The organism is Aliivibrio sp. SR45-2 (assembly GCF_963890165.1).
Classification (GTDB): Bacteria; Pseudomonadota; Gammaproteobacteria; order Enterobacterales; family Vibrionaceae; genus Aliivibrio; species Aliivibrio salmonicida.
Genome location: NZ_CAWPRC010000172.1, coordinates 153,593 through 178,411, shown reverse-complemented (window position 1 = coordinate 178,411; position 24,819 = coordinate 153,593). Strand labels below are relative to the sequence as shown.

Genomic DNA, 24,819 nt, shown 5'->3' with positions numbered 1-24,819 from the left:
CACTTCGAGAGATTAACCACCGAAGTCATCTAGTAAGATGTTTTCATCTTCAACACCAAGATCTTTCAGCATACTGATAACAGCAGCATTCATCATTGGTGGACCACACATGTAATACTCACAATCTTCTGGTGCTTCATGATCTTTCAAGTAGTTTTCATAAAGTACGTTGTGAATGAAACCTGTGTAACCATCCCAGTTATCTTCTGGCATAGGATCAGATAAAGCACAATGCCATACGAAGTTATCATTGTTAGCCGCTAGGCCATCAAAATCTTCAACGTAGAACATTTCACGTTTAGAACGTGCGCCATACCAGTAAGACATTTTACGCGTTGATTTAAGGCGTAGAAGTTGGTCAAAGATATGAGAACGCATTGGCGCCATACCTGCGCCACCACCGATAAATACCATTTCATTATCAGTGTCTTTTGCAAAGAATTCACCAAATGGACCAGAAATAGTACATTTGTCGCCTTCTTTTAAAGACCAGATATAAGATGACATGATACCAGGCGCTACGTTTGGATTATTTGGCGGCGGAGTAGCAATACGTACATTAAGCTTGATAATGCCTTTCTCTTCTGGGTATGAAGCCATAGAGTAAGCACGGATCGAATGCTCTTTAACGATTGACTCGTAACGGAATAAATTAAATTTATCCCAATCACCACGATATTCTTCAGGAATATCATAATCAGCGTATTTAATATGATGTGGTTCAGCTTCAATTTGAATGTAACCACCAGCACGGAACGGAACTTCTTCGCCATCAGGGATAGCAAGAACCAATTCTTTGATAAAAGTGGCTTCGTTGTCATTCGAAGTAACAGTACATTCCCACTTTTTAACACCAAAGATTTCTTCTGGAAGTTCAATTTCCATGTCAGTTTTCATTGCAACTTGACATGCTAGACGCTCGCCTTCACGAGCCTCACCTTTAGAAATATGATCAAGCTCTGTTGGTAGAATATCACCACCACCAGATTTCACTTTTACACGACACTGACCACAAGAACCACCGCCACCACACGCAGATGATACAAAGATACCAGCGCTACCAAGAGCACTAAGTAACTTGCTACCTGGTTGTGTAATGATCGCTTTTTCAGGATCGCCGTTTACAGAGATAGTAATGTCACCTGCAGGTACTAATTTAGATTTAGCGAATAAAATCACTAATACTAAAATTAATACAATAATGGTAAACATCGCTACACCAAGAATAATGCTTTGCATTTTTTATTCCTTATAATTGGGTGCTTACCCTACAGTTGAACACCAGAGAAAGACATAAAGCCTAACGCCATCAAACCTACTGTAATGAAAGTAATACCTAGGCCACGAAGACCTGGAGGTACATCTGAATATTTCATTTTCTCACGAATACCCGCAAGTGCCACGATAGCTAACATCCAACCAACACCAGAGCCAAATCCGTACACGATCGATTCAGTGAAGTTATAGTCACGTTGTACCATGAAAGATACACCACCGAAAATTGCACAGTTAACTGTGATTAACGGAAGGAAGATACCTAATGCATTGTACAAAGGTGGGAAGAAACGGTCTAAAACCATCTCTAAGATTTGTACAAGAGCGGCAATAACACCGATGAAAGTAATGAAGTTAAGGAAACTTAAATCCACACCTTCTACTAGCGCGCCATCTTTTAATAAGTAGGTATAAACCAAGTTATTTAAAGGCACAGCAAGAGTCAGTACAACAACTACTGCAACACCAAGACCAAATGACGTCTTTACTTTTTTAGATACGGCAAGAAACGTACACATACCTAAGAAAAATGAAAGTGCCATGTTCTCGATGAAGATCGATTTTACAAGCAAACTAATATAATGTTCCATTTCGACCTTACTCCTTCGCTTCTACTTGTTCAGGCTTAAAGATACGGATAGCCCAAATCATAAAACCAATTAAGAAGAATGCTGATGGTGCTAGTAACATTAAGCCATTTGGTTGATACCAACCGCCATTAGAAACTAACGGAAGAACTTCAACACCAAACAATTTACCAGAACCTAATAGCTCACGGAAAAATGCAACAGTGATAAGAACAAAACCATAGCCTAAACCATTGCCAATACCATCAATAAAAGATGGTAACGGCTTAGATTTCATAGCAAAAGCTTCAGCACGTCCCATTACAATACAGTTTGTAATAATCAGACCGACAAAAACAGACAGTTGCTTAGAAATATCGTAAAGATAAGCTCTTAAGATTTGGTCAACAACAATTACTAATGATGCGATAATTGCCATTTGAACAATAATACGCACACTACTAGGTATATGATTACGAATTAATGAAACAAAAAAGTTAGAGAATGCAGTAACAAACATTACCGCAATAGTCATAACAAATGCTGTTTCTAATTTCGTTGTTACTGCAAGCGCAGAACATACACCAAGAACTTGCAACGCGATTGGGTTGTTATCCAATACTGGCGCTAAAATATTCTTTTTAAGATCTTTAGTATTCATTAGTTAAGGTCTCCTGCTTTCACTTTAGCAAGGAAAGGACCGAAACCCATATCGCCAAGCCAAAAATCAAACGTATGCTGAACACCGTTACTTGTTAATGTTGCGCCAGATAATCCATCTACGCCTGATACTGAATCAGCAGGAGCGCCACCTTTAACGACTTTAATAGCAAGAGTGCCATCAGCGTTAAACAGTTTCTTTCCGATGAATTGTGCGCGCCATTGTGGATTTTCTACTTCGCCACCAAGTCCTGGGGTTTCAGCTTGATCGTAATATGTAATACCAGCAATAGTATTACCATCAGTCTCAATCGCTAAAAACGCGTACATCATTGACCAAAGACCAGACCCATGAATAGGTAAAATAATACGAGTAAGCTCATTGTCTTCTTTTACTAGGTAAACTAACCCAATATTAGAACGACGAATGATTTTCGCTTTATCTTGTTCAGGCGTAAGCTTAATTGATGTTGCTGAATCTTTAGCAGAAGCACGTTGGTTAAAACTTGCTGCGTTGCCTTCAACGAATTCACCTGTTGAAAAATCAACTAAACGAGGCTCAATATATTCTTGGTATATCGCAGGAATATCTGTGCCTTTATCATTTAAGCTAGCAACAGCAACAATATTTTTTTGCTTATCAAGAACCGCATTATATTGTTGCTTATCTTTTAATAAAGAAGCCGCCATTGATACGACAAGTGAGCACACTAAACTCAAGCCGACAACAACTAGCAGTGTCTTTTTAATGCTATCGTTATTACTTGCCATAGCGTTTTAGTCTCCGTTTCACGTTACCTTCAACAACAAGGTTATCAAACAGTGGAGCAAATAAGTTTGCAAACAGGATAGCTAACATCATACCTTCTGGGTACGCAGGGTTAACTACACGGATCATTACAGCCATACCACCAATTAAAATACCGTACCACCACTTACCTTTACTGGTAAATGACGCTGATACTGGGTCTGTAGCCATAAAGATCATACCAAACGCAAAACCACCAAGAACTAGGTGCCAGTGCCAAGGCATGCTAAACATTGCGTTTGTATCAGAACCAATAAGATTAAACAGTGTAGACACTGCAACCATACCAATCATAACACCCGCAATAATGCGCCAAGATGCAATACGCATGTAAACGATCATTAGGCCACCAAGGATCAGAGCAAGAGTCGAAACCTCACCGATTGAACCTGGGATATTACCAATGAATGCGTCCATCCAAGAGATAGTGTTACCAGTGACTGTATTAACTAAGCCACCTTGACCGCCTTGTGCCCATTGGCTAAGTGCTGTAGCACCAGAGAAGCCATCAGCAGCAGTCCAAACTGTATCACCTGAAATTTGAGCTGGGTATGCAAAGAATAAGAATGCACGACCCGCAAGCGCTGGGTTTAGGAAGTTACGACCAGTACCACCAAAAATTTCTTTTGCTACAACAACACCAAAGGTAATACCTAACGCTGCTTGCCATAGTGGAAGAGTTGGTGGAACGATCAATGCGAAAAGAATAGAAGTAACAAAGAAACCTTCGTTTACTTCATGCTTACGCACCATACAGAACAACACTTCCCAGAAGCCACCAACAATAAACACAACGGCATATATTGGTAAGAAGTAAGTTGCACCCAGTAGCATGCTACTGCCCCAACCTGCATCAGCACTTATTGTGCCGCCAAGCATTTCGGTAAACCAGTAGTGCCAGTCACCAGAAACGACAGCTGCTAATTCAGCGCCAGAGTACATGTGCTCAAGAGCAACAATCGCTTGATGACCTGAGTTGTACATACCCCAAAATGTTGCAGGGAATACAGCAAACCAAACCATGATCATGATACGTTTTAAATCAACGCTATCACGTACATGTGAACCACCTTTAGTAACTAAACCTGGTGTATAAAATAGAGTTGCAGCCGCTTCATAAAGCGCAAACCACTTCTCATATTTACCGCCAGGTTCAAAATGAGGTTCAATTTTTTCAATAATCTTTAACAGGCTCATTGATTACCCTTCCTTCTCGATGGTATCCAAGATCTCACGAAGCATTGGACCATACTCATATTTACCAGGGCACACATACGTACATAGACCTAGATCATCTTCATCTAACTCTAATGCACCTAAACGTGCAGCACTGTCAACATCACCAGCACAAAGGTCACGCAATAACATGGTAGGTTCCATGTCTAAAGGCATTACACGTTCGTAACTACCAATTGGCACCATTGCACGATCACTACCATTGGTAGTTGTTGTCATGTTAAACAGTTGACCTGAGAATACATGGCTTAGGAATGAACGAGTAACAGAGAATTTATTTTTACCAGGGACAGCCCAGCCTAAAAACTCTTTCTCACGACCTTCACGAAGAACACACACTTGCTGATGGTAAGGACCAAGGTAGGCATGAGGGCCAGACGCTTGAGTACCATTTAATACAGAACCAGAAATGATTCGTACTTCACCAGGCATTACTTCGCTGTCAGTTAATTCAAGTAAGCTAGCACCAGTAATAGTACGAACTAAACGAGGATTATTTACGGCAGGTCCAGCTAAAGATACGATTCTGTCAGAGTAGATTTCACCCGTTAAGAATAATTGACCAAAAGCAATAACGTCTTGGTAGCCAATGCTCCACGCCACATTATTTAGATCCACAGGATACAAATAATGCATGTGAGTACCCGCTAACCCTGCTGGATGAGGGCCATCAAATACATGTTCTTCAACATTGCCTTGAGAAGAGCGAGGTAAACTCCCACCTTTCTTACATACATAAACCTTCTCACCTGTTAACACAGATAATAAATCTAGGCCTGCAACAAAAGCGTCTTCTTGTTGGTTGATGATCACTTCTGCATCAGCTGCTAAAGGATTAGTATCCATAGCAGTTACAAAGATAGCCTTTGTTTCAGAATCGATCGCTGGAACCTTGCTGAACGGACGAGTACGTAATGCAGTCCATGCACCAGAATCAATAAGCTGTTGCTTGATCGCATCACGATCAAGAGAAGCCAACTGATTTGCTGCATAGCTATTAAAAGTAACCTGCTCTTCGCCTTCAACTGCAATTACTACAGATTGAAGTACACGTTTAGCACCACGGTTAATTTCAACAACTTTACCACTTACTGGAGATGTAAAAATAACACCAGGATTCTTTTTATCAGCAAAAAGAATCTGACCTTTTTTAACTACATCTTCAACGCGAGCATGCATCGTAGGACGCATACCAACATACTCTTCGCCAAGCAAGGCGACTTTAGTGATGGAATTACCATCATTAATCACCTGAGTTGGAACTCCTGCTATAGGAAGATCCAAACCCTTTTTTATTGTAATCATACGCACTTGCACTAATTTAATTGGGAAAAAGGATTCTATATAAGACACGACATTACTAATTCATGTTCAGTGTTAATAATTAAAACTATCAACACAATAACAATCTAGTAATATGCTTTTTACATAAAGACGAAAAAAGCTATTTTAAGGCGGAAGATTCTAGCATTTTTTATAGTGTGCATGCCACGCTCAATAGCCAGATTCCCACAATTTTTTGCTCTTCATTGTTAGAAATCATTGAAATGCTTTACGCATTTTAGATCCAGTGCACAATTATTGCTCAAAAATTACAAATACCACCTTAGTGGCAATGACATGGGTAACACGTAAAAAATCAACAAGAAAAAGTAACAATTGTTTACTTAATGTTAAGGAATAAACAATCTTGTTTCATCATTAACTTTTTGATCCACCCATACAATTAGGTGAGCTCGGAACCAATTCAGAATCCAATGCCTGCCATTCTGATTCCGTGTAAGTATGAATGGCTAATGCATGAATATGATTCGCCAATTCATCCGCTAATATTGCATTAATCATTCGATGACGAGCTAATAAGCGCTTATCATTAAACTGATCACTAACCACTATGACTTTAAAATGGCTCTCAGATCCTTCTGGTACATTGTGCATATAACTCTCATTCAATACTTTTAAGTATGATGAAGACAGCTCTGAGTGTAATTTTTGCTCTATTTGTTGCTGAATCATATAAATCCCTTCTTTATTTCAATTCTTCTATTTCCACTTTATACACCATTTGCGACAATAGCCAGAAGCGTTCCTTATTTGAAGATCCTATATATGAAAACTGAATTATGTTTGTTTGATCGTACTCTCAATCTACAGCGTTACCCAAAACGTGCTCAAGAATTATTGCAAGCATGGGATGCCGGTGATGAGTTCATCATTAAGCATGTAGAAGAAGAGCTAAACCTAGAAGACAATAAAAACATCCTTATCTTAAATGATAATTTTGGTGCTTTATCTTGCTGGTTCTCTGAAAAGCACAATGTCACCATGATGACCGATTCGTTTGTTTCTCAACGAGGTACATTAAAAAACCTACAACGTAATCAATGTAACCGCGTACAGTTGATCTCTTCAACGGAGGAAATGCCTCAAGGTTTCGACCTTGTGATAATGCAAATTCCAAAAAACAATCGAATGCTCGCTTGGCAACTTCAACAGCTTCGCCAATCAATGACGGCTGAATGCCCAATTATTGCCGTAAATAAAGCGAAAGAAATACACAGCTCAACACTTGAAGTTTTTGAAGACTATTTAGGGGAAACCAAGACATCATTAGCTTGGAAAAAACACCGCCTAGTTTTCTCAAATGCAAATGCAACCAATCCACTAACCATTGCAGAAGCCGTGTGTTGGAGTGTTGATAATGAAGATATCGATCTGCTAAATTACCCTAATGTGTATTCAGGTGAGCGTTTAGATCAAGGCGCTCGTTTTATGCTTGAACATATTCCAGTTGATGCAGAATTGCGTCATATCATCGACTTAGGTTGTGGCAATGGTGTTTTGAGTGTTAAAGCTGCTCAACTAAACCCAGAAGCACGAATTACCTGCATAGATGAAAGCTTTATGGCTGTAGAATCAGCTCGTCGTAATTTAGAAGTCAATCTAGGTAAAGAACGTCAATTTCAGTTTATTGCGAATAACTGCTTGGATGGATTTAAAAAACACAGTAGTTACTTAGTATTATGTAATCCTCCTTTTCATCAAGGCCAAGCCGTTACTGACCATATTGCATGGCAAATGTTCTGTGATGCTAAGCACATCTTATGCAAAGAAGGGAAATTATTAGTTATTGGAAACCGTCATCTTGATTATGATGATAAATTATGTCGCTTGTTCGGTGAAGAAAACGTCACCACCATTGCTAGCAATTCCAAATTCGTTATTTTAGAAGCCGTTAAAGCTGAAAAATCAAAATAAAAAGGATTCCCCAATGAAAAAGGCCATTATTGCCCTTTCTGCTCTATTTTTAGCAGCATGTAGTGCTCCTTCTGATCCTCAACTGGATATTAAGCCAGTTCCATCATCAAATGCACATCAAATTGTTGATGGCACGACGCTTACTTTGGATAGTAGCGATCTTAGAACTGCACAATACGTCGCTGTTATTGATAACGGGCGCCAGAACGTACAGCCTATTCACGCTAAGCAAAATTTACGTGTAACACTAGAAGATGCGTTATCTACTCAATTGAAAGCTCAAGGGTTTGTAATTACCGTAGACAGTGATAACACCTTACGTTTAGACATCATTGAAGCATTAGTCAGTGTTCAACACTCTCTAATGAGCAATGACATGAAAACAGAAGTGAAACTTCAAATAACCGCTGAAACTCCACAAGGTAAATTTGTTAAAACCTACACTGGTGTTTCTGAGAAAACGGGCGCGATGAGTGCAGATAATGAAGCAATTGAAGGCGTACTTAACGATCTTATCAATGCAGTGTTAGATAAGATTGCCGTTGATGAAGAACTTCAAACCTACATTAAAGGTAATTTTTAATCATGAAACTAACTTCAAAAGTGGCTCTTTTAATTGCCGCACTTGGCTTCACTCAATCAGCATTGGCTGAATCCGTAAAATTTGATACCACACTAGGTAGCTTTACTATTGAGCTCAATGCAGAGAAAGCGCCAATATCTGTCGCTAACTTTATTCGCTATGTCGAAGACGGAAGCTACGTAGGAACGCAATTCCACCGAGTGATCCCTGGCTTCATGGCTCAAGGCGGCGGTTTTGATAAAGACATGCTGAAAAAATCGAATTATGGCCCAATTAAAAACGAAGGTTATAACGGTTTAGGTAATGATACCACTACGGTTGCAATGGCTCGTGCCAATAATCCGGATTCAGCCACTCGTCAGTTTTACATTAACTTAAATGACAACGATTTCTTAAACGCAAATCAACGTCCACCAGGTTATGCTGTTTTTGGTAAAGTAACCCAAGGTTTTGACATTATTCAAAAAATGGCCTCAAAACCAACCAAAGCCCTTGCCAATGGGATGCGTGATATTCCCGTTGAGCCAATTATCATAACTAAAGCAACATTGATTAAATAATCAAGTTAAGATAATCCAATTACAGAGCAGCTTTCGAGCTGCTCTGTTGTTTATGCTGAATTATTTCCCTCTTTTATTCCTATTATAAGAATAACAAGGAGCGTTACATGTCCCATTCGATGCAATGGAAAACCGCAATTAAAAGTTACATGGATAAACGCCTACTTTGGGTTTTTATGCTTGGTTGTTCAAGTGGTTTCCCGTGGGTTCTTATCGGCTCAAATATGTCAGGTTGGCTCCAAGATGCAGGGTTAACTCGTGCTGCTATTGGCTATTTCGGTTCAGTATTTGCAGTTTATGCCATTAATTTTATGTGGGCACCTTTGGTTGACCGTGTAAAATTACCCTTCCTTAATAAAAAATTAGGGCAACGTAAAAGTTGGATTTTCCTCTGCCAAGGTATTGTATTAGTCTCAACCTTCCAAATTGCAGGTTTAAACCCTACCGATAACCTGGTGCTTATCTCAATGTTTGCACTCGTTATTTCAATCGCTTCTTCTACTCAAGACATTGCCATTGATGCCTTCCGTATAGACACATTTCCTAAATCAGAGTCAACCAAAATGCCACAAGCTTCTGCAATGGCGGTTATTGGCTGGTGGACTGGTTACTCCCTTCCTGGGTATCTTGCTTTTGTTAATGCAGATACTATCGGATGGAATAATGTCTACTACGGTATGACCGCGATTGTGGCTCTATTGATGGTCTTCACTTTATTAGTTGGAGAACCAAAAACTAAACGTGATGAACTGCAACATGAAGCAGAAGAACGATACAATAAAGTCATTGGCTCAAAAACGGCTACTTGGTTTTCCGTAACGATCATCGAACCATTTTATGATTTCTTTAAACGTAATGGCGTAAAAACCGCTTGTACCCTGTTGTTATTCGTTTTCTTATTTAAAATTGGCGAAGCCTTTTTAGGAAGAATGTCGATTACATTTTACAAAGAAATTGGATTCAGTAATGAACAGATTGGTTATTACTCAAAATTAATTGGTTGGGGAGCGACCATCTTCTTTACTCTTTTAGGCAGTTTAATTAATGTCCGTTTTGGTGTTATTAAAGGTCTAATGATTGGTGGGGTCGCGATGGCAGCAAGTAATTTGATGTTTGCATTGATTGCAAATGTTGGCCCTAACGAACACTTATTCTTAGCAACCATCATTGTTGATAATTTCACAACGGCTTTTTCTACCGTTGCCTTTGTGTCCTTCTTAACTATTTTAACTGGCGAAGCTTTCTCTGCAACGCAGTACGCCTTACTTGCCTCTTTAGGGAACTTAGGTCGGACGACATTAGCCTCTTTCAGTGGAGAGCTTGCCGACTATCTAAATAGTTGGCCTCTATTCTTCATATTGACAGCGGTAATGGTTATCCCAAGCCTAATTATGTTGCTTATGCTTAAAGATCACTTTAAAGCCCTACTTGATAAGTCTCAAGGTTCTTAAACCAGAGAAGTCATAACAAGTTTGCTACCAAAGCCCCCCTAACCCGGGGGCTTTATTGTTTCCAGATCACAAAATCATGTCAAATTAACGTCAAGTAAGTGATTTTGATCACTGTTTATTTAAAGTTAAATTTATAAACAAGATCAAGATCTACATATAACATCAACATTACATTTTTTGCATTTAAAAAAGTGAACTTTATCTATATTATGTGCACAACTTAAGGGCAAGAATTAAACCTACTTGCTGATTATTAGTAATACATAACTATAGAGATGCCATTATGCGTAAACCCCTTTTAGCTCTATCTGTTCTTGCTACTCTTTCTGCGCCTACTTTCGCTGCAGATTACAGCGACGGTGACATTCATAAGAATGATTTTAAGTTTATGCAGTTTAACTTAATGGGGGCATTCAATGAAAAACCAGGTGATTCTAACCATGATTATCTAGAAATGGAATTTGGCGGCCGCTCAGGTATCTTTGATCTTTATGGTTATGTTGATGTGTTTAACTTAACAAGCAACCCTAGCAGCGACAAAGCAAGCTCTCAAGCTAAAATGTTCATGAAATTTGCACCACGTATGTCTATAGATGGTTTAACAGGTAAAGACCTTTCTTTTGGTCCTGTAAAAGAGTTATATGTTGCATCAGAAATGACTTGGGATGGCGTAAATACAATCGCTCCCGATGAAAATGGTGAAAACGGTACTTTTGGTGTAAATCAACAAAAAATCGGTTTAGGCTCTGATATCATGGTTCCATGGTTTGGTAAAATGGGATTAAACCTATACGGAAATTATGATTCAAACCTTAAAGACTGGAACGGTTTCCAAATTTCAACTAACTGGTTCAAACCGTTCTATAACTTTGATAATGGTTCATTTATTTCTTACCAAGGTTACATCGATTGGCAATTTGGTATGAAAGAAGAATATAGTTCAGCAAGTAATGGTGGTGCTATGTACAATGGTATCTACTGGCACTCAAATCAATTTGCTGTTGGTTATGGTTTAAAATTATATAAAGACATTTACGGAATCAAAGATACTGACTCATTTGAATCATCAGGTGTAGGTCATTACATCGCTGTTACTTACAAATTCTAATCTAAGCTAGAATCTCGATTTTATTAAGGCGCTCATCATGAGCGCCTTTGTTTTTTGTAGTAAACCCATTACACTACTTCCATTATTTATCTTCGACGGATATGAGTGTGAATATCACCATTCTTGGCCCTGGAGCTGTAGGTTCATTGTGGGCATGTTATTTTCAAAAAGCAGGTCATAACGTCTCTTTATGGACAAGAAATACCGTCCCTTCAGATATATCACTGTCTTTGTCTGCACAAGAAAACTCATCTCATCAATTCTCTTGTGACAATCCTGAATCATTACCCCATTGTGATTTACTTTTTATTACAGTCAAAGCATGGCAAGTTAACCTCGCCCTTCTTCCGTTACTTCCTCTTTTATCAAAAGAGACCATATTGCTTTTCATGCATAATGGTATGGGTGCAATTGATACTATGGGAAATGAACTAACGCATCACCCTATACTGCAAGCCACAACGACGCACGCGGCACTAAAACACAATAAAAACCACGTAGAGCATACTGGTGTAGGTGCAACGGTTATTGGTCCATTTAACTCATTAGGTAAGCAATGCTTATTTATGAAAGAGGTGCTCGAACACTCTCTTACTAATGTTGAATGGAATGAATCAATCCAAACCGCACTTTGGAAAAAGCTCGCCATTAACTGCGCAATAAACCCATTAACCGCAATCCATCAATGTAAAAATGGCGATCTACTGCATCCTAAATTGCATAGTGATGTTTTAACTATCTGTAATGAAGTCTATCTGGTGCTTGAAAAAAATCACATTGATTGGTCTTTAAAGGAATTAATCACCACCGTTAATCAAGTGATTACCGCAACGTCTGTAAATTACTCGTCAATGAATCGAGATTGTTTTTATCAACGAAAAAGTGAAATCGACTTCATTACTGGTTATCTTTTACAGCAAGCCAAGAAACATCGTATTTCAATCCCAACCAACCAAGCCTTGTATAATAAAATTAAACAATTAGAAGAGTACTTATTATGACCACCAATATTCTAGTCTGTCTTGCTCCCGGAACGGAAGAACTTGAAGCCATTACCGTTATTGATATTTTAGAGCGCGCTAAATTTAAGGTCACCATTGCTAGTACTGCCTTTGATGGCTCATTAACAATGAAAGCAGCTCAACGAATGACACTAACGGCAGACGTAAAATTAGTCGATGTGGCTGATGAAGAATTTGACTGTATTGTCCTTCCTGGTGGATTAAAAGGCTCTGAAAACTTCCGCGACAGTACATTATTAATTGAGCTACTAAAACAACAAAAAGACGATGGTAAATGGGTTGCAGCAATTTGCGCAGCGCCTGCCATCGTACTCCAACATCATAATATTTATCCTGCCGCTTTAATGACGTGTTACCCAACACTAATGCACCACATCCCAGAACAAAATCGCCGAGTAAAACGTGTGTTTACTGATGTGCTAAATAACCTAATTACAAGTCAAGGCCCGGGTTCTGCACTGGAGTTTGCAATGGAAATTGTGACGCAATTTGGTGGTAAAGAACTGACTGCTCAATTAGCGACAGACTTAGTAACACTACCAACATTAAATTACCATCAAGCCTAATCGGATGCTTGAAATCCCAATGCCAAATAAAATTTCCATTGGGATTTCCTTCTTTTTTCTTTCTCTACACTATGATGCGGCTTCTTTTCTCGTCACTATGAAGGTTACGATAAAAATAAGACTTGCTCCCATTATTTGAATAATCGTAAAACTTTCACTCAACCATAAAAAAGCAAACAGAGCACCGAATATAGGCTCACTTCCCATTAAGATAGAAACCCTAGTCGGCGACATCTTCTTCACGCTGTAATTTTGAGCATAGAAAGCAAATACGGTACAAAATAAAACAAGATAAAGAGCTAACAACCAGAAAGAGAACTCCATTGGAATGGTGTCAATAAATTCAGTACCATGAATAAACAACAATAAAATAATAGAAAGAATCGAGACAACACTTGATTGAACGCTTGTCACCATAATAGGATCAACCTCTTTATCAACCATCACTTTTTTAGTAAATACGACCATAAACCCTCTTAATACGGCCGCCATTAACATTAAAACATCGCCAATATTTATATTAATTTGATGAACGTTAGCATTGGTTAATAAAAACACACCAATGACAGACATAATAGATAAAAAGAAGAGCTTATTCGTGGGTCTATTTTTATTTATAAGCCATTCAACAAATGGAGTAAAAACGACAAACAAACTAATAAGAAAAGCAGCATTAGACGCTGTTGTGTTTTTTATTCCATACGTTTCACACACGAAGATTAAAAATAAAATAAACCCTGTTGGAATAACCGATTTCCAATGCGCTATATTTTTTCGATAAATAACGATGGGTAATAAAATGAGTGTTGTCATAACAAACCGAATCACTAAAAAAACCAACACTCCAGTAAATAAAAGGGCTTCTTTCGCAATCCCATAGCTTGTCCCCCAAAAGATAGCAACAAGTAATAACATCAAAGGAGGAAGGTATTGATTAAGGGGGCCTTGTTGCTCTCTAGTTACACAGCTTTCCATCGCTATTCTCTTTTTTCCTTGTGAGATAACATAACTCACATCCTTATTTGCACTAACATACTGGAAACTGATAGGTTAAATAATCCCCTCTTAAATCAAATCTTTTGTGACTGATGGACATAAATAAGCTAATTACCCTACTACCAGATATGGCTGCCTTTGTAACCGTAGTGGACTCAGGAAGTTTCAGTAAAGCTGCGATCATTCTTGATATGACACCATCAGGGGTAAGTCGTCAGGTTTCTCGACTTGAAAAAGCACTACAAGTGAAGCTATTAGAAAGAACGACTAGAAAACAAATTCTGACCGTTGCTGGACAAGATACTTATAATTATTGTAAAAACATTGTCGATAACGCTCAAGAGGTTGTAAACGTATCTGACAGTAATAACAATAAAATTGAAGGTGAATTAAGGATTGCCACACCGAAAGCCTTTGGTAATAAAGTGCTGCAACCTCTTCTTCGTATCTTTGTTCATCACTACCCACACATTACTCTCAAGATAAAAGTAACCGATCAACCTTGCGATCCTATTCATGACAATCTTGACCTAATTTTCAAACTTACAAACAGTCCTCAAGAAAACTTAGTCGCTAAAAAACTAGGGGATGTAGATTTGCTCCTTTGTGCTTCTCCAGAGTATTTAAAACAAAAAGGAATCCCCAACCATCCTATAGAATTAAGTGCTCACGATTGTTTATACCTTGGTGAAACTCAACATGATAACCAATGGCAATTTGAGAAAGGTAATGAGTGCTTAACCATGACGGTTAATGGCCAATTTATTGTTAACCACACAGGAATGCGATTGGATGCAGTCAAACACCATCTTGGTATCGGTGTCTTTCCTGACTTTGTTGTAAGAGAAGATCTTACTCATGGAAAGTTAATAGAAGTACTGCCAGATTGGAAACTTCAGGGAAATTACACAGGTGAGATAATTATGCAGTTCTTAAGAAGTAATCATATGCCTAATAGGTTGAGAGTATTTATTGATTTTATGGTTCAACAATTTAAAACGCAGACATAAAAAAAGAGAGCTAATTATTCAGCTCTCTTTATCTCATTCTACATAATTAATACGTCGCAAGTTACGGACGGTAAACTTTCACATTTTTGTAGCCATTTTCAATCAACAATAACGCTTGAAGTCGGCTCATTACACCGCGATCACAGTACAATAGGTACTCTTTAGATTGGTCTAAATCACCAAACTGAGTCGCAATTCTAAAGAAAGGCAAGTGTTTAACTTCAACACCTTCTATTTCCAATGGATTTTCATCTTCTTCTTCCGCACTACGGATATCAAGAACAACCACATCAGAACCTAGCTCAGACACCATTTCAACTTCAGGTGCTTGCTCTTGGCTTTCTTTTTCAATCGCACGAATATCCATCACGCGAGCATCGTAAATCACTTGCTCAAGAATAGAGAAATCAAACTTAGCTTCTTCTTTCTCTAATTTGAATTTTTCAGCTTTGATGGTTGGTTTCTTAGAAATAACACCACAATACTCAGGCATTGTTTTAGCAAAATCTTCCGTTCCAATTTCACGAGCAACATTAATGATGTCTTCTTTATCCCAGTTGATTAGCGGGCGAAGGATCAATGTATCAGTGACATTATCAATGTGACGTAAGTTAGTCAGTGTTTGGCTTGATACTTGACCTAGCGCTTCACCAGTAACCATACCTTGGATACCTAACTTCTCAGCAACCATGCCACCTGCACGCATAAACATACGCTTTAGGATAACACCCATTTGACCATCATCAACTTTCTCAAGGATCTCAGCAACCACAGGTTCAAAATCGACCGCAATGAATTTTACTTTTGCAGATGAACCGTATTTCTTCCATAAGAAATGAGAAACTTGTTTAACACCAATTTCGTGAGCAGGGCCACCTAGGTTAAAGAACATGTAATGCACTTTTGAACCACGTTTGATGTGTAAGTAACTCGAAACGCCTGAATCAAAGCCACCAGAGATCAAACTTAATACATCTTCTTGAGTTCCAAGAGGGAAACCACCAAGACCTTTATGGCGAGCAATCACTAAGTTTAGTTTTTCATTTTCAACTTCAAACTTAACGGTAACGTCAGGATTTTTTAATTTTACTTTTGCAGATTCAACCGCCTGATTTAAACCGCCACCTACGTAACGCTCTAGTTCAATCGATGTAAATGGATGAGTACCACGACGCTTCACACGAACACAGAATGTTTTTCCTTCAATGATCTCACGGTTCATCTCTAAACATTGTTCATAGATGTCGTGCATATCAGCAAATGCTGTTTGTTTTACTTCTAACGTATGGTGAATACCCGGAGTATGCGTTACAGCCGTAAGTACTTGATTACGGTATGTGCCATCAAGACCTGAAACTTCAATGTAATCACGACGGTTAATCACTTCAACGCCTTTGGTATCACGTTGAATGATGCTACGTAAATTCGTTTCAAGAATACGAATAAAACGCTTACGTACTGAATCACTTTTAACAAAAACTTCTGGATGTGGCTTAACGATAAACTTCATAAATAGGCTTCACTGGTGTGGTGTAACGATCAAATAAATACGATTAGATTAGATTGGCGATGCCCTAATCTGAGGCGCAAGATTATACCCAAAAAAAAGGCAGGTTGCTAATTCAACCCGCCTTTCCTGTTTAATATCCCTAATTACGTTACGTAATTAGTCTTGTTTAGTTTTGCGCTACAGGTACTTCATCACTTTCATACGGTTTGCCTTGCATGATACTAATTTCAACTCTACGGTTTCTAGCCCGTTGCGCTGCTGTTTTATTAGGACCTAATGGCTCTGTTGATGCCATACCACGAACTCGTAAACGATCGCTATTAAACCCTTTAACTCGCAGCATTTCATGCCCAACCGATACCGCTCTCTGAGCTGATAGATCCCAATTCGAACGGTATAATTCCGACTCTAATGGTTGGTTATCAGTGTGACCAGAAACACGAATAATGCCGGGAACATCTTTAACTAGCTCACCAATCTGACGAATCAACGGGCGAAATTTAGGTTGTAAAAATGCGGACCCCGCAGGGAATGCACCTTTTTCACGAATACGAATAACAAGTTGCTGACCTAAGTTTTCAACTTCTACTGCACCTTCCGCAATTTCACGCTCTAACGCTTTTTTAATTGTCTCTTCTAACTCTTGCTGGCTCTGGTTTTGACTTTGAGATTCAGCGTCACTTTGCGCATTAGTCTGCGTCGATGTAGACGATGATTCTCCACCAGTTAAATTACCAGCTTCGCGTTTTGAACCACCCGCACGATCCGATTCTCCATCATGAAAATCCAATGTTTTCTGAGGAATATCGATCGTTTGCTGCATAATCACTTCAATCGGTGTCGGCTCTGGTCGCCCAGGTCTAAACTCTTGCGCAATCACACTTGTCCCTTTTGGAATGTCTTTTACTTCAAGCACATTCTGAACGCCGAACGCGAATTTCATGGAGCCTGCAATTTGTTTAAATTTCAGTACATCCATTTCCGAAAAAGAAAGCAATAAAACAAAGAAACACATTAATAGCGTTGCTAAATCCGCAAATGTTGCCATCCATATAGGGGAACCAGGAGGACATTTACACTTATCTTCATCTTCCATCATGAGCTCCTAATCTATTCTTCGCCAGTATCAACAACGCGTTTTTTCTCGTTTAAATAATTACGTAGATAACTATCAATAACACGAGGATTTTGACCATCTTGAATCGCAAGAATGCCATCAAGGATCAAACGACGGTTTAGTTTTTCTTGTTCTTTACGTAATTCCAATTTATGTGCAATAGGGAATGCAATCATATTTGAAATAACTGAACCATAAAGCGTCGTTAAAAGTGCGACAGCCATGGCAGGACCAATTGACTTAGGATCATCCATGTTTGATAACATACCGACCAAGCCGATTAGTGTACCAATCATACCCATCGCAGGGGCTACATCACCAAAGGCGGTAAAAACACCAATGCCTTTTTCATGTCGCTCATTCGTCAATGCGATGTCTTTTTGCAGTGTCGCTTTAACGACTTCCGCGTCATGGCCATCAACCAACAAATCAATGCCTTTTTGCATAAATGAATTGCTGATCTCTTTTTCTTCTAATGCAAGAAAACCACCCTTTCGAGCAGCATCAGCCATTTCAACAATGGTGACAATTAAATCAACGGGTTCATCGGTTTTAAAAATAAAAGCTTTAGCCGCAATTTTACCTGCGCCAAAAAATTGACCTACCGTAAACTTCATTAGTACAACAAATATTGAACCACCAAATACAATAAGAACTGATGTAACATCCATAAAGATGGCTAAGCCACCCGCTAGTACCATTGCCATGATGATAAATGCAAAACTACCAACTAAGCCTATTAACGTTGCTAAATCCACAGAGCGCTCCCCTATCTTGCTGCTTGTGTTTATGTATAGTGTGCTAAGCAAAAATTAAGCCACTAATATATGGCAGATTTTTACCGCTTCTTTTTATATCGACCACAATGCAAGATGGTTTAATTTTATTTGTGAAAAAACATGCTTTAAAGCGCGTTAGATTAAAAAGTAACCCTTTATTACTAAATTTTACCTTTATCCTACACTTTCTCATCAGTTCAATTGACCCTCTCCCCTCTCTGAGTTACCTTTCTTGGATCATTTTAAGAGTGAATCATTATGGCTGTAAAAAAACCGGAAAATTTGACATTTGAAGCGGCAATTGAAGAATTGGATTCTGTCGTGAATCAGTTAGAAAGTGGCGACTTGCCCCTTGAAGATGCCTTAAAGAAATTTGAGCGTGGCATTTCATTAGCACGAGCAGGTCAAGAAAAACTGACTCAAGCTGAACAACGTGTCGATATTCTCCTTCAAGCTGATGATAATGCAGAACTAACCCCTTTTGATGCCAATGATGACTGATTCACTAAAACAACAACTGCCTATTTTTCAACAGCGTAACATTGAACATTTAAATCAATGGCTTGAAAAGATTGAAATTCAGCAACAACCGCTTACTGATGCAATGAAATACGCATTATTATTAGGTGGCAAACGCGCACGTCCTTATCTCGTCTATATTACGGCTAAAATGTTAGGCATAGATAGTGAGCATGCAGATGCGCCTGCGGCGGCAGTTGAATGTATTCATTCTTACTCATTAATTCATGATGACTTACCAGCTATGGATAATGACGATTTACGTCGTGGTCATGCAACTTGTCATATTAAATTCGATGAAGCAACAGCCATTCTCGCTGGCGATGCATTGCAAACTTTAGCCTTTGAAATTTTGGCTAACGGTACCCTAGCAGAAGAAGCTGAATCCTCGCGTATTGATATGATACGAGTATTATCTAAAGCATCAGGGGCATCAGGGATGTGTATGGGTCAATCACTTGACCTACAAGCCGAAGGGCAGCGAGTAGATTTAGCCTCTTTAGAGCAAATCCATGCCAACAAAACCGGTGCATTAATGAAAAGTGCCATTCAACTTGGTGCGTTATGTGCTGGTGAAAAAGGCAAACAAATACTTCCACAACTTGAAAAATACGCAGACGCTATTGGTCTCGCCTTTCAAGTTCAAGATGATATCTTAGATATCACAAGTGACACCGAAACATTAGGAAAACCTCAAGGCTCTGATATAGCCTTAGAGAAAAGTACCTATCCTGCTTTATTAGGCCTTGATGGTGCTAAACTGAAAGCAGAACAATTATACCAAACGGCTATCACTGCATTAGATGATATTCCATATAACACGGATGCAATGCAAGCGTTCGCTCAATACGTCATCGAGCGTAAAAACTAAAACAGATAAGCGCTGAATAATTATGTCACTTGATATTTCAAAATACCCAATTCTGGCTTTGGCAAACACACCAGATGAACTACGTTCTTTGCCAAAAGAAAGCCTACCTGCTTTATGTGATGAGCTTCGTGCTTATCTTTTAAAGTCTGTCAGTAAATCGAGTGGCCATTTAGCTTCTGGGCTTGGTGTAGTTGAACTGACTGTCGCTTTACATTACGTCTACAATACCCCATTTGATCAACTTATTTGGGATGTAGGCCATCAAGCTTACCCTCATAAGATCTTAACGGGTCGCCGTGAAAAACTGTCTACCATTCGTCAAAAAGATGGATTACACCCTTTCCCATGGCGCGATGAAAGCGAATATGATGTGCTTTCTGTTGGTCACTCTTCAACCTCGATAAGCGCCGCTCTGGGTTTAGCTATCTGTGCTGAAAAAGAGCAAGCCAATAGAAAAGTCATTAGTGTTATTGGTGATGGTGCTATTACGGCAGGCATGGCGTTTGAAGCATTAAACCACGCCGGTGACATACACCCAGATATGTTAGTTGTCTTAAATGACAATGAGATGTCAATTTCAGAAAATGTTGGCGCACTTAATAATCAATTAGCTCGCGTATTATCAGGCAGTTTATACACCTCCATTCGTGAAGGTGGTAAAAAAGTACTCTCTGGTACCCCTACGATTAAAGAATTACTTAAGCGTACTGAAGAACATATCAAAGGGATGGTCATTCCTGGAACGATGTTCGAAGAGCTAGGCTTTAATTATATTGGTCCTGTCGATGGTCATGATGTAAACGAATTAGTTCGTACTCTTAAGAATATGCGCAACCTAAAAGGTCCGCAGTTCTTACACATTATGACGAAAAAAGGCAAAGGCTATGAGCCTGCAGAAAAAGATCCTATTAGCTATCATGGCGTACCTAAATTTGATCCAAGCAATCACTCATTACCGAAGTCATCAGGTGGAAAACCAACGTTCTCAAACATTTTTGGTGATTTTCTTTGCGATATGGCAAAAGACGATGACAAATTAATGGCCATCACACCTGCAATGCGTGAAGGGTCTGGCATGGTTCGCTTTTCAAAAGAATTCCCAGGTCAATATTTTGATACTGCAATTGCAGAACAACACGCAGTAACGCTAGCCAGTGGTATGGCTATCGCAGGTTATAACCCTATTGTCGCCATTTATTCAACGTTCTTACAACGTGGTTATGATCAATTGATTCATGATGTTGCCATTATGAATTTGCCTGTAATGTTTGCTATCGACCGTGCTGGTCTGGTTGGTGCCGATGGTCAAACCCATCAAGGTGCTTTTGACATCAGCTTTATGCGCTGTATTCCAAACATGGTAATTATGACCCCAAGCGATGAAAATGAATGTCGCCAGATGCTTTATACCGGACATAAACATACTGGACCAAGTGCTGTTCGCTATCCTCGAGGAAGTGCGACTGGTATTGAGGTTAATAAAGAAATGCAAGCGTTAAAAATAGGTAAAGGTCGATTAATCCGTGAAACTAAAATCACAGAAAAAGGCGAACGTGTTGCTATCTTAAACTTCGGCACTTTTTTATCGAACAGTGTAGAAGCGGCAGAAAAACTAGACGCAACGGTTGCCGATATGCGTTTTGCTAAACCGTTAGATGAAGCCTTACTTTGTGAGTTAGTTACAAGCCATGATGTATTAGTGACTATTGAAGAGAATGCAATTTCAGGTGGTGCCGGCTCAGGCGTTATTGAGTTCTTAATGAAAAACCGTCTAATCAAACCAGTACTTCAACTTGGCTTACCTGACCAATTTATTGCTCAAGGAACACAAGAAGAAATGCATGCTGAGTTAATGTTAGATGCAACAGGTATTGAAAAACAAATCCGAGATTATCTGGATTTATAATTCATATCATTTCATAAAAAAATGCCACAACGTTGTGGCATTTTTTATCACTGTAATAAGTACGATTATCTAATTTAATTTCGGTGCATCAAAATCATTTGGTTCATCGCTATAAATACATACATTCCACTTATCGACCAACCCATCTTCAGCAATGCATTGCTGCTCAAAAAATTGTTTAATTTCTTCACGTTGGCAATGAGCTTCAAATACATCGTTATTAGCCCAAATCTCATTGAATGCAATAGGATAGCTTTCTCCTTCAGCAAATGGACTCTGTAACTGACGAGTCACTATATATTGCTGACAACCATCTTCTCGCATAGTGTTAGGTTCTAACGCTTGAAGCACACGAAATAGCTCATTCAATTTACCTTCTTTTGGTAAAAATTGAGCAATGCAATAGACTTTCTTAGACATGGTAATTTCCCTATATTATGGTTGAATAGTAACAATGCGTTGAAAATAAGATTATCATGGTTCTGTGTATATATTACTGGTGAGCCCAATGAAATCAGACGTAGATAAAATGTTGAATAAACATCAAGACCTAACTCATAGTACGGATATGAAAGTAACCTCTCACACTCAACGTGAAGTTGGAGATTGGGTGCTGCATACCGTTATGATTGAAAACTGCAATACTCCGTTTAAATTTAAACGAAGCCAAGCGTACAAATCACTTAAAGGCGCGAATGTAAACATGACTTACTATCCTAGTACTGAGTCTCTTGCCGGTTTTGAACTTGAAATAATGAAAGTCGTTCGAATTAAACGCAGTTAATTTTTTCGTTTTAGCTCTGCTTTATAAAAAACCAAAGCATCTAAAATCGATTTTTCTTTAATTGGCTTAGTTATAATGTAATCCGCACCTGCCGATAAGAATTCGTTTGTCGCGTCTTCTAAAACATCCGCAGTATAAGCATAAATTGGCAGACTCAAATTAAGTGTTTTTCTTATGTATCTTGTGGCTTCTATCCCACTCATTTCTGGCATTTGGTTATCCATCAAAACCAAATCAAATGAGTGCTCTTTAATCATTTGAATCCCTTCAGCCGCAGAAGTTACCCACGTTACATCTAAGCTGTATTTTTGACAGTATGCTTTTGCGATATACGCATTCGATTTATTATCTTCTACCAATAATACTTTCAAATTTATTGGCAATAAATATTCATGATGGCTTGATGCTTCAGAAGGCAGTGCTTTTTTATACTCGATCACTTCAACAGGCAACCTAATCGTAAATGACGTCCCTAAACCCGGCGAGCTAACAACCGTAATCGACCCATTAAGCAAATGCAGTAATTGCTTAACGATCGCCAAACCGAGACCACTGCCACCAAATTTTCTTGTTCCAGTCGATTCCACTTGTATAAATGGGTCAAACACCGATGCTTGGTTTTCAATACCAATACCAACCCCGGTATCCTCGACATCAAAACATAAAAATATTTGTCCATTTTTTGATTCAAGATTTAAGCTCAGGGTGACCTGTCCAAGCTCAGTAAATTTCACACCATTGCTCAATAAATTAAATAGAATTTGAGTTAATCGTACTTTATCAGTATATAAAATCACGTCGGTATCAATTTTATTATTTAGATTAAACGTAATGTTTTTTCCCATACAAAGTGGTGTGTATATCGCACTAATCGTATCGAGTACGTCATCAAGAACAAACTCTTCAAAATTAATATTTAACTTATCTTGCTCTATCTGAGAGAAATCTAAAATATCGTTTAATACCGCTAATAAATGCTCTCCACCTTGATGAATGATTTGAATTTGTTTTTTCTGCTCTAAAGGAAGTTGAGCTTGTTTTAATAAACTAGAGATCCCTAGAATACCATTCAATGGCGTGCGGATTTCATGGCTCATTCTTGCAAGAAAATCAGACTTAACTTGAGTTAATTTTTCAGCGGCTGCTTGCGCTTTATGACTCTCTTCTTTTGCCTCAATGAGCTCAATAAAGATATCTTCAAGTTTTGCGCCTATTTGATCAAATTCAAGGATCCCACTGCCAAGATAATGCTTATTTCCATTTTTTTTCGATACACTTTTTGCGTAAGAAAGAAGCGCGTTTAATGCTAATAAAATTCGGTGTTCAAATAGGCCACGGACTAATACCGCAATAGCAATCAATACAAAAAAAGAAAGAACAACACTATAAATAAAACGCTGTTCAAGTAACGTCACGTTCTCTTTATTTTTTAATGATACGATCGATAAAGAACCATTTAATGATTTTATTTTTAGCGGGGTATAATTTAAGATCTTACCAGCAAAGGTCTCAACACCATTTCCAATACATTCTTCAACCTCTGCATACCTGGCGGTACTTTTCTTTATCGTTGATGAGATTAATTTTTTATTATTAACGATAAAGATTTCTTGGCTACGACTCACCCTCTTTAAACTATGAACAAACGAAATGTTATTATTTAATATTGCGGCATTGTATAAATAACTTCTAACTTCGCCAGTAAAAGAACTAACAACCGGTGTTCGTCTAATGAGGAGATGGGTTATCTTTTTGTCCGTGGTTACCGTTAAATAATACCATGTATTAATATAAATATTTTTATCTATAATATATTTTAAATTTTCAGAGTTCATACCAAGAAACAAGTGATTATCATCACTCCAAAAAACATGATTGTTCGCTTCAAGAAAACGAAAGTCAGGTGAGTTTGAGGGTTCTTTTGCTTCTATATCTGAAAAATACTGTTCTAAATTTAAAATTCGATCATTACCATAATGATCTTTTAATCCGAGACTGCCTGCATCTGTATCTTGCCTAATTTGTAAAATAGCTAGACGATGATTAAAATAATTTTCTAATAGTGCCGATGTTTGTTCTAAATTCCGTTTAACTTCTTCATTAATGGTATTCACGCTTAATTGATAAGTATGAATAGTAATACCTACGGTCAAAATAGAAAATATAATAAAAATAGCACGAAATATTAAATCTGCTAACGACGCTTTTTTCAGTACTTTCCTTTTATCATTCAT

General features: G+C 38.4%; 25 protein-coding genes. 12 read left to right on the top strand and 13 right to left on the bottom strand.

Annotated elements, in window-relative coordinates:
- Positions 1-12: 12 nt before the first annotated feature.
- From nqrF to bolA, 7 genes are all read right to left on the bottom strand, one after another.
- Positions 13-1,239 (bottom strand): NADH:ubiquinone reductase (Na(+)-transporting) subunit F, encoded by a 1,227-nt coding sequence (nqrF, locus tag AACV33_RS15930; RefSeq protein WP_012549724.1) that lies wholly within the window; start codon positions 1,237-1,239, stop codon positions 13-15.
- Between the two features lie 29 nt (positions 1,240-1,268).
- On the bottom strand, positions 1,269-1,865 hold the full coding sequence (gene nqrE / locus AACV33_RS15925; protein ID WP_012549723.1) for an NADH:ubiquinone reductase (Na(+)-transporting) subunit E: 597 nt from the start codon (positions 1,863-1,865) through the stop codon (positions 1,269-1,271).
- A 7-nt stretch (positions 1,866-1,872) separates the two neighbouring features.
- Positions 1,873-2,502: an NADH:ubiquinone reductase (Na(+)-transporting) subunit D gene (locus tag AACV33_RS15920; protein WP_012549722.1), complete on the bottom strand. Its 630-nt coding sequence runs from the start codon at positions 2,500-2,502 to the stop codon at positions 1,873-1,875.
- Positions 2,502-3,272: a Na(+)-translocating NADH-quinone reductase subunit C gene (locus AACV33_RS15915; RefSeq protein WP_012549721.1), complete on the bottom strand. Its 771-nt coding sequence runs from the start codon at positions 3,270-3,272 to the stop codon at positions 2,502-2,504. Before AACV33_RS15915 ends, AACV33_RS15920 begins: the two co-directional genes overlap by 1 nt.
- Positions 3,262-4,506, bottom strand: coding sequence for an NADH:ubiquinone reductase (Na(+)-transporting) subunit B (locus AACV33_RS15910; protein WP_012549720.1), 1,245 nt, complete (start codon positions 4,504-4,506; stop codon positions 3,262-3,264). Before AACV33_RS15910 ends, AACV33_RS15915 begins: the two co-directional genes overlap by 11 nt.
- A 3-nt stretch (positions 4,507-4,509) precedes the next feature.
- Positions 4,510-5,850, bottom strand: a complete 1,341-nt coding sequence (locus AACV33_RS15905) for a Na(+)-translocating NADH-quinone reductase subunit A (RefSeq protein WP_012549719.1) — start codon at positions 5,848-5,850, stop codon at positions 4,510-4,512.
- Between the two features lie 396 nt (positions 5,851-6,246).
- Positions 6,247-6,561, bottom strand: coding sequence for a transcriptional regulator BolA (bolA, locus tag AACV33_RS15900; protein ID WP_012549718.1), 315 nt, complete (start codon positions 6,559-6,561; stop codon positions 6,247-6,249).
- Between the two features lie 93 nt (positions 6,562-6,654).
- Between bolA and AACV33_RS15895 the strand changes: the two genes are divergently transcribed.
- The 7 genes from AACV33_RS15895 (at position 6,655) to AACV33_RS15865 (ending at position 13,093) form a co-directional block, all read left to right on the top strand.
- Positions 6,655-7,803 carry a methyltransferase gene (locus tag AACV33_RS15895; RefSeq protein ID WP_017023094.1) on the top strand — a complete coding sequence of 383 codons (1,149 nt, stop codon included), beginning with the start codon at positions 6,655-6,657 and terminating at the stop codon, positions 7,801-7,803.
- A gap of 13 nt (positions 7,804-7,816) precedes the next feature.
- Positions 7,817-8,386: a YajG family lipoprotein gene (locus AACV33_RS15890; RefSeq protein WP_017023093.1), complete on the top strand. Its 570-nt coding sequence runs from the start codon at positions 7,817-7,819 to the stop codon at positions 8,384-8,386.
- The gene (locus AACV33_RS15885) at positions 8,386-8,946 is read left to right on the top strand and encodes a peptidylprolyl isomerase (RefSeq protein ID WP_182699436.1); all 561 of its coding nucleotides are present in this window, start codon (positions 8,386-8,388) and stop codon (positions 8,944-8,946) included. The genes AACV33_RS15890 and AACV33_RS15885 overlap by 1 nt, the downstream gene beginning before the upstream one ends.
- Positions 8,947-9,053: 107 nt before the next feature.
- Positions 9,054-10,397: an AmpG family muropeptide MFS transporter gene (locus AACV33_RS15880; RefSeq protein ID WP_182699428.1), complete on the top strand. Its 1,344-nt coding sequence runs from the start codon at positions 9,054-9,056 to the stop codon at positions 10,395-10,397.
- A 283-nt stretch (positions 10,398-10,680) separates the two neighbouring features.
- Positions 10,681-11,505 carry a nucleoside-specific channel-forming Tsx family protein gene (locus AACV33_RS15875; protein WP_023603644.1) on the top strand — a complete coding sequence of 275 codons (825 nt, stop codon included), beginning with the start codon at positions 10,681-10,683 and terminating at the stop codon, positions 11,503-11,505.
- Between the two features lie 107 nt (positions 11,506-11,612).
- Positions 11,613-12,506, top strand: a complete 894-nt coding sequence (gene panE / locus AACV33_RS15870; RefSeq protein ID WP_339379727.1) for a 2-dehydropantoate 2-reductase — start codon at positions 11,613-11,615, stop codon at positions 12,504-12,506.
- A complete protein-coding gene (locus tag AACV33_RS15865) occupies positions 12,503-13,093 on the top strand; it encodes a DJ-1 family glyoxalase III (protein WP_182699427.1) in 591 nt (196 codons plus the stop codon). The genes panE and AACV33_RS15865 overlap by 4 nt, the downstream gene beginning before the upstream one ends.
- A gap of 69 nt (positions 13,094-13,162) precedes the next feature.
- Here AACV33_RS15865 and AACV33_RS15860 read toward each other — a convergent pair whose 3' ends face one another.
- A complete protein-coding gene (locus AACV33_RS15860; protein ID WP_039799137.1) occupies positions 13,163-14,068 on the bottom strand; it encodes a DMT family transporter in 906 nt (301 codons plus the stop codon).
- Positions 14,069-14,181: 113 nt separating this feature from the next.
- Here AACV33_RS15860 and AACV33_RS15855 point away from each other — a divergent pair, with 113 nt between their 5' ends.
- Positions 14,182-15,099 carry a LysR family transcriptional regulator gene (locus AACV33_RS15855; RefSeq protein ID WP_065611388.1) on the top strand — a complete coding sequence of 306 codons (918 nt, stop codon included), beginning with the start codon at positions 14,182-14,184 and terminating at the stop codon, positions 15,097-15,099.
- Between the two features lie 61 nt (positions 15,100-15,160).
- Here AACV33_RS15855 and thiI read toward each other — a convergent pair whose 3' ends face one another.
- The 3 genes from thiI to pomA all read right to left on the bottom strand — a co-directional run bounded on the left by thiI (position 15,161) and on the right by pomA (position 18,484).
- On the bottom strand, positions 15,161-16,609 hold the full coding sequence (thiI, locus tag AACV33_RS15850) for a tRNA uracil 4-sulfurtransferase ThiI (protein WP_017023085.1): 1,449 nt from the start codon (positions 16,607-16,609) through the stop codon (positions 15,161-15,163).
- Positions 16,610-16,775: 166 nt separating this feature from the next.
- Positions 16,776-17,705, bottom strand: coding sequence for a flagellar motor protein MotB (locus AACV33_RS15845; RefSeq protein ID WP_017023084.1), 930 nt, complete (start codon positions 17,703-17,705; stop codon positions 16,776-16,778).
- Between the two features lie 14 nt (positions 17,706-17,719).
- Positions 17,720-18,484, bottom strand: coding sequence for a flagellar motor protein PomA (gene pomA / locus AACV33_RS15840; protein ID WP_012549707.1), 765 nt, complete (start codon positions 18,482-18,484; stop codon positions 17,720-17,722).
- Between the two features lie 279 nt (positions 18,485-18,763).
- On the opposite strand from pomA, the gene xseB reads away from it, so the two are divergent.
- Genes xseB through dxs form a run of 3 tightly spaced genes read left to right on the top strand, consistent with a single transcriptional unit; the run spans position 18,764 to position 21,801 of the window.
- Positions 18,764-19,006, top strand: coding sequence for an exodeoxyribonuclease VII small subunit (gene xseB, locus AACV33_RS15835; protein ID WP_012549706.1), 243 nt, complete (start codon positions 18,764-18,766; stop codon positions 19,004-19,006).
- Positions 18,999-19,895, top strand: coding sequence for a (2E,6E)-farnesyl diphosphate synthase (gene ispA / locus AACV33_RS15830; RefSeq protein ID WP_182699434.1), 897 nt, complete (start codon positions 18,999-19,001; stop codon positions 19,893-19,895). The genes xseB and ispA overlap by 8 nt, the downstream gene beginning before the upstream one ends.
- A gap of 22 nt (positions 19,896-19,917) precedes the next feature.
- Positions 19,918-21,801 carry a 1-deoxy-D-xylulose-5-phosphate synthase gene (gene dxs, locus AACV33_RS15825; protein ID WP_182699426.1) on the top strand — a complete coding sequence of 628 codons (1,884 nt, stop codon included), beginning with the start codon at positions 19,918-19,920 and terminating at the stop codon, positions 21,799-21,801.
- A 69-nt stretch (positions 21,802-21,870) separates the two neighbouring features.
- On the opposite strand, the gene AACV33_RS15820 is transcribed toward dxs, so the two are convergent.
- Positions 21,871-22,221 (bottom strand): putative quinol monooxygenase, encoded by a 351-nt coding sequence (locus AACV33_RS15820; protein WP_017023081.1) that lies wholly within the window; start codon positions 22,219-22,221, stop codon positions 21,871-21,873.
- An 88-nt stretch (positions 22,222-22,309) separates the two neighbouring features.
- Here AACV33_RS15820 and AACV33_RS15815 point away from each other — a divergent pair, with 88 nt between their 5' ends.
- Positions 22,310-22,585 (top strand): hypothetical protein, encoded by a 276-nt coding sequence (locus AACV33_RS15815; protein ID WP_012549702.1) that lies wholly within the window; start codon positions 22,310-22,312, stop codon positions 22,583-22,585.
- Here the strand turns inward: AACV33_RS15815 and AACV33_RS15810 are convergent.
- Positions 22,582-24,819, bottom strand: coding sequence for a LuxQ periplasmic sensor domain-containing protein (locus AACV33_RS15810; protein ID WP_182699425.1), 2,238 nt, complete (start codon positions 24,817-24,819; stop codon positions 22,582-22,584). The genes AACV33_RS15815 and AACV33_RS15810 overlap by 4 nt on opposite strands.

Excerpts from the sequence above, each read along its gene's own strand:
- AACV33_RS15845 (WP_017023084.1), bottom strand. The coding sequence starts at position 17,705 with ATGGAAGATGAAGATAAGTGTAAATGTCCTCCTGGTTCCCCTATATGG.
- thiI (WP_017023085.1), bottom strand. The coding sequence starts at position 16,609 with ATGAAGTTTATCGTTAAGCCACATCCAGAAGTTTTTGTTAAAAGTGAT.
- AACV33_RS15910 (WP_012549720.1), bottom strand. The coding sequence starts at position 4,506 with ATGAGCCTGTTAAAGATTATTGAAAAAATTGAACCTCATTTTGAACCT.
- AACV33_RS15920 (WP_012549722.1), bottom strand. The coding sequence starts at position 2,502 with ATGAATACTAAAGATCTTAAAAAGAATATTTTAGCGCCAGTATTGGAT.
- AACV33_RS15905 (WP_012549719.1), bottom strand. The coding sequence starts at position 5,850 with ATGATTACAATAAAAAAGGGTTTGGATCTTCCTATAGCAGGAGTTCCA.
- AACV33_RS15860 (WP_039799137.1), bottom strand. The coding sequence starts at position 14,068 with ATGGAAAGCTGTGTAACTAGAGAGCAACAAGGCCCCCTTAATCAATAC.
- AACV33_RS15875 (WP_023603644.1), top strand. The coding sequence starts at position 10,681 with ATGCGTAAACCCCTTTTAGCTCTATCTGTTCTTGCTACTCTTTCTGCG.
- AACV33_RS15820 (WP_017023081.1), bottom strand. The coding sequence starts at position 22,221 with ATGTCTAAGAAAGTCTATTGCATTGCTCAATTTTTACCAAAAGAAGGT.
- AACV33_RS15855 (WP_065611388.1), top strand. The coding sequence starts at position 14,182 with ATGGACATAAATAAGCTAATTACCCTACTACCAGATATGGCTGCCTTT.
- AACV33_RS15890 (WP_017023093.1), top strand. The coding sequence starts at position 7,817 with ATGAAAAAGGCCATTATTGCCCTTTCTGCTCTATTTTTAGCAGCATGT.
- AACV33_RS15810 (WP_182699425.1), bottom strand. The coding sequence starts at position 24,819 with ATGAATGATAAAAGGAAAGTACTGAAAAAAGCGTCGTTAGCAGATTTA.
- dxs (WP_182699426.1), top strand. The coding sequence starts at position 19,918 with ATGTCACTTGATATTTCAAAATACCCAATTCTGGCTTTGGCAAACACA.
- AACV33_RS15915 (WP_012549721.1), bottom strand. The coding sequence starts at position 3,272 with ATGGCAAGTAATAACGATAGCATTAAAAAGACACTGCTAGTTGTTGTC.
- xseB (WP_012549706.1), top strand. The coding sequence starts at position 18,764 with ATGGCTGTAAAAAAACCGGAAAATTTGACATTTGAAGCGGCAATTGAA.
- nqrF (WP_012549724.1), bottom strand. The coding sequence starts at position 1,239 with ATGCAAAGCATTATTCTTGGTGTAGCGATGTTTACCATTATTGTATTA.
- AACV33_RS15895 (WP_017023094.1), top strand. The coding sequence starts at position 6,655 with ATGAAAACTGAATTATGTTTGTTTGATCGTACTCTCAATCTACAGCGT.
- ispA (WP_182699434.1), top strand. The coding sequence starts at position 18,999 with ATGACTGATTCACTAAAACAACAACTGCCTATTTTTCAACAGCGTAAC.
- nqrE (WP_012549723.1), bottom strand. The coding sequence starts at position 1,865 with ATGGAACATTATATTAGTTTGCTTGTAAAATCGATCTTCATCGAGAAC.
- AACV33_RS15880 (WP_182699428.1), top strand. The coding sequence starts at position 9,054 with ATGTCCCATTCGATGCAATGGAAAACCGCAATTAAAAGTTACATGGAT.
- AACV33_RS15865 (WP_182699427.1), top strand. The coding sequence starts at position 12,503 with ATGACCACCAATATTCTAGTCTGTCTTGCTCCCGGAACGGAAGAACTT.
- AACV33_RS15815 (WP_012549702.1), top strand. The coding sequence starts at position 22,310 with ATGAAATCAGACGTAGATAAAATGTTGAATAAACATCAAGACCTAACT.
- bolA (WP_012549718.1), bottom strand. The coding sequence starts at position 6,561 with ATGATTCAGCAACAAATAGAGCAAAAATTACACTCAGAGCTGTCTTCA.